Source organism: Hornefia porci (assembly GCF_001940235.1).
Taxonomy (GTDB): Bacteria; Bacillota; Clostridia; order Peptostreptococcales; family Anaerovoracaceae; genus Aminicella; species Aminicella porci.
Genome location: NZ_MJIE01000001.1, coordinates 1,745,193 through 1,757,106, shown reverse-complemented (window position 1 = coordinate 1,757,106; position 11,914 = coordinate 1,745,193). Strand labels below are relative to the sequence as shown.

The 11,914-nt window shown below is 53.4% G+C and carries 14 protein-coding genes; 8 read left to right on the top strand and 6 right to left on the bottom strand.

Annotation, left to right across the window (positions count from 1 at the left end):
* Positions 1-17 precede the first annotated feature (17 nt).
* Complete coding sequence (locus BHK98_RS08300) at positions 18-560, top strand: GNAT family N-acetyltransferase (protein ID WP_075715095.1); 543 nt, start codon at positions 18-20, stop codon at positions 558-560.
* Between the two features lie 9 nt (positions 561-569).
* Here BHK98_RS08300 and BHK98_RS08295 read toward each other — a convergent pair whose 3' ends face one another.
* Positions 570-953: a RidA family protein gene (locus BHK98_RS08295; RefSeq protein ID WP_075713287.1), complete on the bottom strand. Its 384-nt coding sequence runs from the start codon at positions 951-953 to the stop codon at positions 570-572.
* Positions 954-1,011: 58 nt separating this feature from the next.
* A complete protein-coding gene (gene aroB, locus BHK98_RS08290; protein ID WP_075713285.1) occupies positions 1,012-2,067 on the bottom strand; it encodes a 3-dehydroquinate synthase in 1,056 nt (351 codons plus the stop codon).
* Between the two features lie 92 nt (positions 2,068-2,159).
* Between aroB and BHK98_RS08285 the strand changes: the two genes are divergently transcribed.
* The 4 genes from BHK98_RS08285 to BHK98_RS08270 all read left to right on the top strand — a co-directional run bounded on the left by BHK98_RS08285 (position 2,160) and on the right by BHK98_RS08270 (position 5,988).
* Complete coding sequence (locus BHK98_RS08285; RefSeq protein WP_075713283.1) at positions 2,160-2,897, top strand: SanA/YdcF family protein; 738 nt, start codon at positions 2,160-2,162, stop codon at positions 2,895-2,897.
* 369 nt (positions 2,898-3,266) lie between these two features.
* Positions 3,267-3,599: a toxin-antitoxin system HicB family antitoxin gene (locus tag BHK98_RS08280; protein WP_465250945.1), complete on the top strand. Its 333-nt coding sequence runs from the start codon at positions 3,267-3,269 to the stop codon at positions 3,597-3,599.
* An 87-nt stretch (positions 3,600-3,686) separates the two neighbouring features.
* Positions 3,687-4,226 (top strand): hypothetical protein, encoded by a 540-nt coding sequence (locus tag BHK98_RS08275; protein ID WP_075713281.1) that lies wholly within the window; start codon positions 3,687-3,689, stop codon positions 4,224-4,226.
* 256 nt (positions 4,227-4,482) lie between these two features.
* Positions 4,483-5,988, top strand: coding sequence for a DUF438 domain-containing protein (locus BHK98_RS08270; RefSeq protein ID WP_075715091.1), 1,506 nt, complete (start codon positions 4,483-4,485; stop codon positions 5,986-5,988).
* 51 nt (positions 5,989-6,039) lie between these two features.
* On the opposite strand, the gene BHK98_RS08265 is transcribed toward BHK98_RS08270, so the two are convergent.
* The gene (locus BHK98_RS08265) at positions 6,040-6,708 is read right to left on the bottom strand and encodes a Crp/Fnr family transcriptional regulator (RefSeq protein WP_075713279.1); all 669 of its coding nucleotides are present in this window, start codon (positions 6,706-6,708) and stop codon (positions 6,040-6,042) included.
* 154 nt (positions 6,709-6,862) lie between these two features.
* On the opposite strand from BHK98_RS08265, the gene eno reads away from it, so the two are divergent.
* Complete coding sequence (gene eno / locus BHK98_RS08260; RefSeq protein ID WP_075713277.1) at positions 6,863-8,188, top strand: phosphopyruvate hydratase; 1,326 nt, start codon at positions 6,863-6,865, stop codon at positions 8,186-8,188.
* Positions 8,189-8,326: 138 nt separating this feature from the next.
* Here eno and trxA read toward each other — a convergent pair whose 3' ends face one another.
* The 3 genes from trxA to BHK98_RS08245 are packed head-to-tail and all read right to left on the bottom strand — an operon-like array spanning position 8,327 to position 10,724.
* Positions 8,327-8,635: a thioredoxin gene (gene trxA / locus BHK98_RS08255; RefSeq protein WP_075713275.1), complete on the bottom strand. Its 309-nt coding sequence runs from the start codon at positions 8,633-8,635 to the stop codon at positions 8,327-8,329.
* 17 nt (positions 8,636-8,652) lie between these two features.
* A complete protein-coding gene (locus BHK98_RS08250) occupies positions 8,653-9,405 on the bottom strand; it encodes a lysophospholipid acyltransferase family protein (protein WP_075713273.1) in 753 nt (250 codons plus the stop codon).
* Positions 9,402-10,724: a M20 metallopeptidase family protein gene (locus BHK98_RS08245; protein ID WP_075713271.1), complete on the bottom strand. Its 1,323-nt coding sequence runs from the start codon at positions 10,722-10,724 to the stop codon at positions 9,402-9,404. Before BHK98_RS08245 ends, BHK98_RS08250 begins: the two co-directional genes overlap by 4 nt.
* 191 nt (positions 10,725-10,915) lie before the next feature.
* Between BHK98_RS08245 and BHK98_RS08240 the strand changes: the two genes are divergently transcribed.
* On the top strand, positions 10,916-11,227 hold the full coding sequence (locus BHK98_RS08240) for a YbjQ family protein (protein WP_075713269.1): 312 nt from the start codon (positions 10,916-10,918) through the stop codon (positions 11,225-11,227).
* Positions 11,202-11,912, top strand: a complete 711-nt coding sequence (locus BHK98_RS08235) for a phosphatase PAP2 family protein (protein WP_075713267.1) — start codon at positions 11,202-11,204, stop codon at positions 11,910-11,912. The genes BHK98_RS08240 and BHK98_RS08235 overlap by 26 nt, the downstream gene beginning before the upstream one ends.
* Positions 11,913-11,914: the final 2 nt, after the last annotated feature.

The following is an 11,914-nucleotide window of genomic DNA, read 5'->3' as shown; positions in this document are numbered from 1 at the left end:
GCAAGGAGAGAAAGAAAATGAAAACACTGGAAACAGAGAGACTTATACTGAGAGCCTATACTGAGGAGGACGCGCAGGGGCTTTACGAATATGCGAAGGATCCTGATGTGGGGCCGCGCGCTGGCTGGAAACCTCATGAAAGTGCAGAGGAATCCCGGGAAATCATACGTACAATGTTTATGCCTGTGGAGGCCTGGGCCATTTTTCTGAAGGAGGACGGCAGACTGATCGGAACCATCGGACTGGAGAATGACCGGCACAGAGATGAGAATTCCAGGGAAATCGGTTATTCTCTGGCGAAGGATATGTGGGGCAGAGGTCTCATGACGGAGGCATGCCGTGAAGTGCTGCGTTTCGCATTTGAGGAGCTGGGTCTTGCGCTGGTGGGAATCTGCACCGCGCCGGACAATGAAAGATCCCAGGGCGTAATCCGAAAATGCGGTTTTGTATACGAAGGGACGATACGCCACTCTTACGAGACATGGACCGGCGTCTGCCGGGATTCCCGATGCTATTCCATGCTGCGGGAAGAAGCCGAGGAACTGGGAATTGTGAAATGATGCCTGCTGCTATTTGATGACAGCAATTGCTTCGATCTCGATCAGTGCGTCCTTCGGCAGTCTGGCGACCTGAACCGCGGAGCGGGAAGGGAACACGCCGCCCGGGAAATAGGTGGCGTAGATCTCGTTGACCGTTGCGAAATCGTTCATATCCGCAAGGAAGCAGGTGGTTTTCACCATGTTTTCCAGGCTGCTTCCGGCTTCCTCCAGTACAGCCTTCAGATTGGCGAAGACCTGCCGGGTCTGCGCTTCAATGCCGCCCTCCACAATCTGGCCGCTGTCGGGATCCAGCGGGATCTGACCGGATGTGAAAACAAAATTATCAATGATGTTTGCCTGCGCGTAAGGGCCGATGGCCGCAGGCGCTTTCTTTGTTGCTACTACTGTGCGCATTTTTACCTCCTCGCGGTTCTTCAATGACATACGGAATGCATATTAAGGATATATGGCGTCATCCCGGGTAATCCTCCATCCCCAGACGCAGGAATTTGCCCAGGTCAGACAGGGAAATTTTCTGCAGACGGCATTTGCCGATGGATTCCGGAATGACCATGGCGATACAGTCGCCGTGGATTTTTTTATCGTTCAGCGCGTATTTATAGAGCTCTTCGGCGGTGTACGGAATCGAAAGGTCGAAGCCGAAGCGGCTCAGGGTTTCCCGCAGGAAACCGCTGGCGTCGAAATCGGTCAGTCCCATTTTGTAAGCGGCGTATGACTCCATGACCATGCCCTTCGCGACGGCCAGGCCGTGAGAGGTTTTATAGGAGCTGAGGCGCTCGATGCTGTGTCCGACGGTATGACCGAAGTTCAGCAGCTGGCGGATTCCGGTGTCGCGCTCGTCCGCCTCCACGATGGATTTTTTTATAGACACGCAGCGCTCGATGACACTGCCGTAATCCTTTTTCAGAACTTTGTCGATAAGGTTCGCCTCCATTATCATGCCGCTCTTCACCGCTTCCGCGACGCCGTCAAGCATCTCCTGCTCCGGCAGGGTCCTGAACGTGTCGTAATCGCAGATTACCATAGAGGGCTGCCAGAATGCTCCCGCCAGATTTTTTCCGTAAAGGAGGTTCAGTCCGGTTTTGCCGCCCACGGAGGAATCCACCGCCGCCAGATAGGTGGTCGGCACCTGGATGTATTTGATTCCCCGCAGATAGGTAGCCGCGGCGAAGCCGGAAAGATCGCCGACCACGCCGCCTCCCAGAGCGATAATCAGGTCGCTTCTGGAAAGCCCCTCCTCCGCCAGGGATTCCAGGATGTTTGTATACGTCGTGATATTTTTTGAATGCTCGCCCTCCGGAAAGACGATTTTAGAAGTCTGGTATCCTGCCTCGATCAGCGAGGAAATTACAACCTGAGAATAGATTGTATTCACCTTGCTGTCCGTAACTAAACACGCTTTACACGGCTCCACACATTCCCTGATATAGGATCCGGTGTCCGCCAGAATGTCCTGCCCGATCAGGATATCGTAAGGTCTTCTGGTTGTTACAGCAAATCGGTTCATTCTCTACACTACCCTTCCTAAACACACATATCTGTGCTATAATAATAGACAATTTGATTTTAACATATTCCATTCTGTTTTGCAAAAAAGGAGTGTATGTATTGCAGAGAATCAGGAAATTCATCAGAATAGCGCTTATCATTCTGATCGTCGCCGCGGTCGTCCTCGGGCTGGCTGTTGTGACGGTCAATTCGTATGTTGTGAACAAAGAAAAATCGTATATTGTCAAGGCGGTAAAGGGTGCGGATGAAGACGATGCGAAGCTCAGCAGCGCGCAGAAGAAGCGGCTGCAGGAGCTGGATCCGGATTGTATCATGGTGCTCGGCTGCGGAATTGTGGACTATAATACTCCCACCCGCATGCTGAAAGACCGTCTGGACGTGGCCATCGCCCTCTATCAGCAGGGCGTCGCTCCCAAGATCCTTCTGACCGGTGACAACGGGACCGTTTCCCACAACGAGATTCACGTTATGCTGACCTACACCAAGAAGGCCGGCGTGCCGGAGGAAGACATCTTCTGCGACCACGCGGGTTTCTCTACCTATGATTCCATGTACCGCGCCCGGTCAATCTTCCAGGTGAAGAACATGGTCGTCGTGACCCAGAGCTATCACATGTACCGGTCGCTGTATATTGCCCGGAAGCTGGGCCTCAGCGCGCTGGGCGTTTCCGCGGATCAGAAGACCTATCACGGACAGTCCGCCCGGGAGATCCGCGAGGTGCTGGCGAGGAACAAAGACTTTCTCAAATGTATCAGAAAGCCCTCCTCCGTGCTGGGCGGCGAAGCGATTCCGATTACGGGAAGCGGCGTCTCCAGCCACGGAGAGTGACGGCGATGATTTTACAAAAAATGCTGCACAAAGGAGAATTCTCTCAGGCATTCCTGATCCCTGGAATGATCGGCATAGTCGGGCGTGAAACCCGGCTGTGCCGTTATTTATTTGTGCGCCCGGCGAGCACATGTTCTAACGGATGAAAGCCTTGAATCCGCCGGTAGCGGGAGGGATACAGATCATAAATGAAAAGATCAAAGTTGAATAAGAATATATGGATTATCAATTATCAGAAGAAATTGACACCATATACGACACCACATATAATAGAAACAGGAGGTATAAGAAATGTCAAAATGAGACAAACTGATAGCACGTATATGCAGTTTATCGAAAGACCTCCGGTTTAATGAACTGCGGAAGGTATTGGAAAGCTACGGATATGAAATGAATGCTCCGAGAAGTGGAAGCAGCCATTATACGTTCAGAAAGCAGGGCTGTATTACCTGTGGAGAAACTGTGGAAAGCGCGGCAGCCAATGCCTTGGATGCGAAAAAAGCATGGATTGAAGCAGCGTTGGAAGCCGGAGCGGAGATTTATGAGCCAGACAGTCTGGAATATTATTCCGGGCAGTTCAAACTGAGAATTCCACGAAGCTTGCACAGATCACTGACAGAGCACTCACAGAGAGAGGGAATCAGCATGAATCAGTATTGCGTATATCTTCTTTCTAAAAATGATGCGGTGTACTCGAAATAACGGCTGAGATTGCCTTTGAAAATGTGTGTAATAAATTGACATTTTAAGGTATCTGCAATAGTAAAATAGGACAGGGGGAGGGACAGAATGTCAGGAAAGAAAAAATGGACATTGATTCTCGTTGCCGCAGTTGTGGTTCTGGCCGGCGGATTTTTCGTCTGCTGTCATATCAGATATCCTGCGGAGCTTCAGGGGATGAGTGTCGCTGAGCTGGAGAAAAAACTGAATACCTATGAAGAAAGCAGATTTAGAGAACCTAATGTTTTTTGTGATCATCTCAGGATTTCGGGAGTAAGGTCGCAGGACGGCGGTCAGGATATTTTCGTGGCGCTGACCAGTGTGCAATATTATCTGTCGGATAAAGGTGTTATTGTGACAGAAGCGGATCTGGACGGAAAAGCGGATCTTTACTCTGTTTCAATGAAAGACGGCAGAATCGTTTCGGTCGATCCCGCGTATGATGATATGGGAGAACGCGCTGAAGATTATCCGGTCATGATGATTCTGAAGGGGAAACTTCTCAGTATCGGGAGATCCTATCGGTCGTATGTGAAAGATGATCTGAAGGAAGCTGTGAAGAGGCTGAAAACAGATAAGGTGGAAAAGCAGCTGAAGAAATATCAGTAACGCAGTGACAGCCGTCGTTACCTTTACGCTGCTCCGTTTCTGCGGGATTGTCCATAGCTCCGATTTGTGATACAGGACATCATCCTCTTACAACAGAATAAGCTGATAACCGTATACGCCTGCGTATAACTGTATTTTAAAAATACAAAGCCGAAAGTTTTTTCTGCAGAAAGAATTCTTCCGTTGTAGCAACAACCGATACTTTGTGGAAAACACGGTATGATACACGCAGAGTCTGACAAAGGAGGACAGGATGATGAGCAAAACAATTGATATGAGGCGCTCTGTCTACGAGCTTGTTTCAGAGTACCCGGAGCTTCAGGATATTATGGCGGAACTGGGATTTACGGAGATTAAAAAACCTGCTGTGCTGCACTCGGTGGGAAAGCTGATGACCATTCCGCGAGGAGCAAAAATGAAGAATATCCACATGGATAAGGTGATTGCAGTTTTGATGGAGCACGGCTTTACCCTGTCAGGCGAGATGCCGGCAGAGGCAAAGGATGAAGCGCCAAAGACGCCGATTGCCGATGCGGCAGAGGAGACTCCCGTCTCTCGCACAGAACAGCTCAAGGCATATCTGCGACGTCTGGGTGAGGGGGAATCTTTGGAGAGTGTACGGGCGGATTTTGTAGAGAAATTTCAGAATGTAGAGGCTTCCGAGATTATGCAGGCCGAGCAGGAACTGATGCGTGAAGGCACGCCGCCGGGGGAGGTTCAGAAGCTCTGCGATGTTCACTCCGCACTGTTCCACGGCACTACGCGAGAGGAACAGATCGCCAGTGCAGAGAAGGAGGTCATGGCGTCTGTACAGCGGGCGAAGGAATTGGCAGCGCAGAAGGACTACGGAAGCAAAAATGAACGGATGGCTGAGCTGGCGGCTGTTCCCGGCCACCCGCTACACACTTTGACACGGGAGAATGAGGTTCTGTCCGGCTGGCTCACGGAGGCAAAGGCACGTCTGGATGCCCACGAGGAGCTGGGCGAACTGTTTTCCCGTATCCGGGAGCTCTCCGTTCACTATGCAAAAAAAGGAGATCTTCTGTACCCGCTGCTGAAGGTGAATTATGAGATATCCGGTCCCTCCGATGTGATGTGGATCGTGGACGATGAAATCCGTGATGAGCTGGCGGAGGTCAGTAAGATTGATGTACATGACGCGGCATGGGAGAAGCGGCTGCGAGCTGCGCTGCAGCGGGCAGAGGAGATGATCTATAAGGAAAACAACATACTCTTCCCGATCTGTGCGGTGAACTTCTCCGAAGCGGAGTGGCGCGGTATTTACCGAGACGCTCAGGATTATGACGATTGCCTGGGCGTGAAGGGCGATGTCTGGCCAGAGGCCGAGGCGCCGGCAGCGACAGCCTCTGCGCATGGAGGAGAGGTCGTCATGCCCGGCGGCCATATGAGCATCGACCAGCTCACAGCTCTTTTGAACACTATCCCGGTGGAGATTACTTTTGTGGATGCGGACAACTATAACCGTTACTTCAATGAGGGTCCTAAGGTGTTCAAGCGCCCCGGAATGGCCATTGATCGGGAGGTGTTCGCCTGTCATCCGCCGAAGGTGGAGCCTCTGGTCCGCGCTATCATCGATGATTTCCGGAATGACCGAAGGGACAGCGTTCCCGTCTGGATGGAGAAGAAGGGGCGCACCTTCCTTGTCACCTATCTGGCGGTGCGGGATAAGGAGAGAAAGTATCTTGGCACCGTAGAGGTTGTACAGGATATGGAGTTTGCGAAAGAGCATTTCGTGCAATAAATACGGACGGACGGTCCGCAGGGGTCGTCTATCCTGTATCTGCTGTTGTCGTTACATGTCCAGTTCTTTCAGCAGCGTGAATTCGCTTCGGTGAAAACGGATCAGGCCGTCCTGCTGCATTTTGCTCAGCTCGTTGGACAAAGCGCTCCGGTCCACACTCAGATAGTCCGCCAGCTGTTGGCGGGAGTAGGGGATCGTGAAGTGATTACTTCCGTGGCGCTGCGCCTGCTCAGAGAGATACAGGGAGAGCCGCTCGCGGATCGTCTTGGGGGCGGTCTGCATCATGCGAGTGGACAGGGAGAAATTTTTCTCCGCGGAGAGGCGAATCAGATTGCGGATGATCTGATGATGCCGGGCGCAGCCCCTCCGGCAGGTGGTCAGCAGACTGTTGAGGCTGAGAAACAGGATCATACAATCCTCGGCTGCCACCACATCCACCAGCAGCTCCCGCTCCGGAAGTGCGGCATAGGTCTCTCCAAAGACCTGGCCGGCCTCAAAGTGGCCGAAAATATTGCTGCCGCCCCAGTAGAAATTCACCATTACGTTGATGCTGCCGGAGACCACCACACCCAATTCGGAGATCGTCTCTCCCGCCCGGCAGATCATTTCGCCTTTGGCATAACGTTTTTCTCGTGCCTGAAGGCAGGGCAGCAACAGCTGCAGCTCTTTTATCTGGATGTCGCGGAATAATTCGACATGTGAAAGAACAGTTGTATCCATCAAAACCTCCAAAACCTCCGTGTGCTTTTATTCTAACATACTGAGTCGCGCTTTTCTACTATGGCGGAAGCACACAAAGCGTTAAGGATGGAATGCAGAAGGCGATTCCTCCTACAAAATAGCGCCGTGATTGCGCGCAGAAAGGACAGAAATTATGACGAATAAATGTAATTTGCAGATCGAAAATGTCATTGGCCGAGAGGTACTGGATTCCCGAGGCAACCCGACAGTAGAGGCAGAGGTCTCACTTGCAGACGGGACCGTCGGTCGGGGTATGGTTCCCAGCGGTGCGTCCACGGGACAGTTTGAGGCACTGGAACTACGGGACGGAGACACTGCCCGCTATGGCGGCAAGGGTGTTCAGAAAGCAGTAGAGCATATCAACACGACAATCAGGGAGAAACTTTCCGGGGTCGACTCCTCTGACATCTATGCAGTAGATGCCGCTATGCGAGAGGCAGACGGAACCAGAGACAAATCAAACCTCGGGGCCAACGCCATCCTGGCGGTGTCTATCGCTGCTGCCCGAGCGGCTGCGGATTCTCAGAACCTGCCATTGTATCGCTTTCTCGGAGGTATTAATGGCAACCGGCTTCCTGTTCCGATGATGAATATCCTCAATGGCGGCGCGCACGCCGGAAATTCCGTGGACACACAGGAATTCATGATTATGCCGGTGGGGGCTGCCGGATTCCGTGAGGCCCTGCGCTGGTGTGCAGAGGTTTTTCATGCGCTTTCAGGGATTCTGAAGGCAGAGGGCAAATCCATTTCTGTAGGAGATGAAGGAGGCTTTGCTCCTGATCTGGATAGTGACGAAGAAGCCGTTGAGCTCATCCTGCGGGCTGTCCGGGTAGCCGGCTATACGCCGGGTAAGGATTTCGTTCTGGCTCTCGACGCCGCGGCTTCGGAGTGGAAGTTTGCAGAAAATGGAGAGGCTGTTGCAGGCATGTATCGCCAGCCTAAATCCGGCAGAGTGTTTTCCTCGCAGGAGCTGATAGACCACTGGGCCTCTCTGGTGGACAAGTACCCCATCCGTTCCATCGAGGATGGGCTGGATGAAGAGGATTGGGACGGGTGGCGGCTCATGACACAGAAACTGGGAGACCGCATTCAATTGGTGGGCGACGATCTGTTTGTCACCAATACAGAGCGCCTGTCCAAGGGGGTTGAGTACGGTGCAGGCAATGCTATCTTAATCAAACTGAATCAGATCGGCTCGCTCTCCGAAACTCTGGAAGCAATAAAAATGGCGCACAGGGCCGGTTATACCGCTGTTGTTTCCCACCGCTCAGGCGAGACGGAAGATACGACCATCGCGGATCTGGCTGTTGCCCTGAACACCGGTCAGATCAAGACCGGTGCACCGTCCCGCTCCGAGCGAGTCGCCAAGTACAACCAGCTCCTGAGGATTGAAGAGGAGCTCGGTGCGAATGCGTGCTATCCGGGGTGGAACAGCTTTCGCACGGGACCGGCTGTATGAGATTGAACAGCGGCTGCCGGGCAAAGGTGCTCAAGCAGTCGCTGATTTATAGATGATTTCACAAAAAAAGCTGCAGCACATTGGCTGCAGCCCGGAGAACAGGTACCGGCCCTTCCGCTGATACCTGTTCTTTGTTCACTAAAGATTGTGCTGCTTCACGAGCTCGTCTTTGGGGTAGGCGCCCATCACCTTGCTGCGGAGATCTCCGTTCTCCACAACCATGGTGACCGGAATGCTCATGATGCCGAACTTCGCGGCCAGCGCGGGATTTTCGTCTACATTGACCTTGCCGAATTTGTATTTGTCCCCATACTCCTGCTCCAGCTCCTCTACGGTCGGGCCCAGCTTGACGCAGAAACCGCACCAGGGTGCCCAGAAGTCCAGAAATACCGGAACGTCAGACTGCATTACTTCCTTCTCGAAATTATCCTGTGTAACTGTAAGCATAATATTGCCTCTCTTTCTTATTTCTGTCCGTGTTCATTCTCCTGTTCCTGTTTCAGCGCCGAACGGATTGTCTCCTCTACCGCCGCCTCTACGCCGGAAAGATCCCGGCGTGACAGGTCGCGGGTTTCCACGGGAGGATGAATCGTCACGCTGATAACAGACGGCTGCGCATATCCCTTTTCCTCGAAAACGTGATAGCTGCCGTTAATGGTGACCGGTACGATGGGGGCCTTGGCCTTGGTGGCAAGCTTGAAGCTGCCCGGCTTGAACGGGCCCATTTCCGGTCCTCTGCTGCGTGTTCCCTCCGGAAAGATTACCAGGTTGTAGCCGTTCTTCACGAGACTGGCGCCGTCAGAGATGGATTTCAGCGCTTCCTTGGCGCTCCCTCTCTGGATATAAAGCCCGCGAATCATCCTGATCCATTTGCCGAAATAAGGAACCTTTTCCAGCGTGTTTTTGGCAATGAATCCAATCTGGCGGCCTTCCGCGGCGATGAACATCGCTATAATATCTGCATACCCCTGATGATTGGAAATAAACACAAAGCCGTCTTTATCAGGAATATTTTCCCGTCCGGTGACGCGGATATCCATCCGGAATTTTTCGGCGACGTCCTTCGCCCAGATTAAGGTGGAGGAGGCGATTTCCTCCCGCTCCTTCACTGCGTCTCCCTCCGCGCGGGCCTTTTCAATGCCTCTGGAATAAAAATTGAAATGGATAATCGTATGCATCAGCCGGATTCCGTCCGGAAGATTTCGTAACCTGCTCATTCTCTCGTCTCCTTTGCTCCGTCTGTATTCTCTTTTGTCGTGTCGGCTGCCTCGGCGGTGCCGTCTGTATTCTCTTTTGTCGTGTCGGCTGCCTCGGCGGTGCCGTCTGCACTTTCCTTTGTCGCACCGTCCATCTCCGGCGCCTTCATGATTTCCATCACCCCGAATACCTCCATCACGATTCCGGTATGGATGCAGTTCTCGTCAGGGTCGAAGGTCCCGGAATGCAGCGGCGCGGCCTTCCGGTCTCCGGGCCTCTGCGCGCCGACGTTGAAGTACAGGCCCCGGGACGACTGACAGAAGTAGGAAAAGTCGTCTGCGCCCAGGCTGGGATGGTCGGAGACTGACACGTTTTCCGCTCCGAGCTCACGGACAGCGACGGATTTCGTTATTTCCAGGAGCCTGTCGTCGTTCGTCAGCGTCGGATAGCTGTCGCTGAATTCCACATCGCAGGTCGCGCCGGCGGATTCGCAGATGCCCCTGCAGACGGTCGCCACCTGCTCCTTGATGTAATCCCTGAGCTCCATGTCCAGAACCCGGATGATCCCCGACATCTTTGTTTCAGAGGGGATGATGTTCTCCTTGGTGCCGCTGTGCATTTCACCCACGGTAATCAGCGCGGTCGCCGCCGGATCCAGTCTGCGTGTGATGACAGACTGCAGTGCCAGCACGATCTCGCAGGCCGGGATCAGAGGATCCACGCCGGTGTGCGGATGCGCGCCGTGGCAGGCCTTTCCGTGAACGGTAACAAAGAATTCCGTTGAGGCTGCGTTCATGCAGCCCCGGATGAACTGCACTGTGCCGCAGGGGAGCAGCGGATCATTGTGCAGGCCGATGACAAAGGGAACGGAGGGATCCTCCAGGCACCCCGCCTGAATCATGGGCCAGGCGCCCCCGGTGGTTTCCTCAGCCGGCTCGAAGAAGAGACGGACGCTGTACTCTAGTTCGTTTTCGACGGCCTTCAGAACCCGGGCCGTTCCCAGAAGCGTCGCTGTATGGAGGTCGTGTCCGCAGGCGTGCATGACGCCGGGGATTTCAGACTTGAAGGGAGATTCTGTGCGTTCCTCTACCGGCAGAGCGTCGATGTCCGCCCGGATACCCACCGCGGTTTCCCGGTTTTTTCCGTAAATCGTGGCGATTACGCCGTGTCCCGCCACATGCCTGCGATACTCCACTCCCATCGCGTCCAGCTCCCGGCAGATCAGCTCCTCCGTCTCCGCCTCCCGGCCGCTGAGCTCCGGACGGCGATGAAGAGCGCGGCGGACCTGCACCGCCTGGTGAAACGCGTCTTCAATAACCTGATAAATATCCTTTGTCATATCAACCTCCGTGATGATGTGTTCAATCTGCTGAAAATGCCTAATATGATTATCTTCTTTTCCGCAGAAAAAGGCAACCCTGAAATTATGTTATTTGCCTTGCGCATAAACAGCGTGTATAATGGAAGAGGTTGAAGAGGTCAGTATTCTTAAGATGAGGTTGGTATTAGCAGAGACGGAGGTTTGAACAAATGAAGTTAAGCAATCTGAATCACATTCCGGGACAGGAATTCGACGTCCTGGGACTTGTCAAGGGGAACACGGTACAGTCCAAGCATATCGGAAAGGATATCGGAGCCGGGCTGAAAACGCTGGTTGGCGGCGAAATTAAAGGCTATACGGAGATGCTCCAGGAGGCCAGGCAGATCGCCACCCAGAGAATGGTGGAGGAGGCGGAGGCGCTGCGTGCGGACGCTGTAATCAACGTGCGTTTTTCCTCTTCTCAGATTATGGAAGGAGCAGCGGAAGTAATTGCCTATGGAACAGCGGTTAAATTCAGATAATTATCACATTCGGGGACGACTTCTCCTTGCGGCGCTGGGAGCACTTTGTTTCAGCATGATCGCGCTGCAGGTGACCGCCGGAAATACCGCGGCCTTCGACCATACCGTGGATTATGCGGTTTACGGTCTGCGGTCCGGTTTCACTGAGGCGGTGCTGATTCCTGTTACATATATGGGAAACGCGGCGACTATTGTGACCGTCATTGCGATACTGGTGCTGATTCCCCGGAGCCGTCTGAAAATCGGCGTTCCGGCGGCGGTAACCGGAACCGTGGTGCTGGTTTTCTATAAATGTCTGAAAGCCGGTTTCGCCAGAGAGCGTCCGGACGAGGCGCTGCGGCTGATCACGCAGGGCGGATTTTCCTTCCCCAGCGGTCATTCCATGAACGGAATCGTCTGCTACGGGATGATCATCTTCCTGGTGCGCAGAAGCTGCCGGAGCAGGCGTGCGGCCAATATAACGACAGCGCTGCTGACCCTGCTCATTCTGCTCATCGGCTTCAGCAGGATATTTGTGGGCGTTCATTACGTCACAGATGTTCTGGGAGGCTGGAGCATGGGACTGTGCTGTCTGATGCTTGCGACGGTTATCATGGACCGTCTGGTTTATCCGCGGTGGCCCGGGCTGCTGGCAGAGCCGGGAACAAAAGAAACACAGACGAAAGAAACGCAGATGAGAGGTTGATC

What these genes read in the sequence shown, in the direction of transcription:
- BHK98_RS08300 (WP_075715095.1), top strand. Translation starts at nt 18, where the DNA reads ATGAAAACACTGGAAACAGAGAGACTTATACTGAGAGCCTATACTGAG.
- BHK98_RS08295 (WP_075713287.1), bottom strand. Translation starts at nt 953, where the DNA reads ATGCGCACAGTAGTAGCAACAAAGAAAGCGCCTGCGGCCATCGGCCCT.
- aroB (WP_075713285.1), bottom strand. Translation starts at nt 2,067, where the DNA reads ATGAACCGATTTGCTGTAACAACCAGAAGACCTTACGATATCCTGATC.
- BHK98_RS08275 (WP_075713281.1), top strand. Translation starts at nt 3,687, where the DNA reads ATGTCAGGAAAGAAAAAATGGACATTGATTCTCGTTGCCGCAGTTGTG.
- BHK98_RS08270 (WP_075715091.1), top strand. Translation starts at nt 4,483, where the DNA reads ATGAGCAAAACAATTGATATGAGGCGCTCTGTCTACGAGCTTGTTTCA.
- BHK98_RS08265 (WP_075713279.1), bottom strand. Translation starts at nt 6,708, where the DNA reads ATGGATACAACTGTTCTTTCACATGTCGAATTATTCCGCGACATCCAG.
- eno (WP_075713277.1), top strand. Translation starts at nt 6,863, where the DNA reads ATGACGAATAAATGTAATTTGCAGATCGAAAATGTCATTGGCCGAGAG.
- trxA (WP_075713275.1), bottom strand. Translation starts at nt 8,635, where the DNA reads ATGCTTACAGTTACACAGGATAATTTCGAGAAGGAAGTAATGCAGTCT.
- BHK98_RS08250 (WP_075713273.1), bottom strand. Translation starts at nt 9,405, where the DNA reads ATGAGCAGGTTACGAAATCTTCCGGACGGAATCCGGCTGATGCATACG.
- BHK98_RS08245 (WP_075713271.1), bottom strand. Translation starts at nt 10,724, where the DNA reads ATGACAAAGGATATTTATCAGGTTATTGAAGACGCGTTTCACCAGGCG.
- BHK98_RS08240 (WP_075713269.1), top strand. Translation starts at nt 10,916, where the DNA reads ATGAAGTTAAGCAATCTGAATCACATTCCGGGACAGGAATTCGACGTC.
- BHK98_RS08235 (WP_075713267.1), top strand. Translation starts at nt 11,202, where the DNA reads ATGGAACAGCGGTTAAATTCAGATAATTATCACATTCGGGGACGACTT.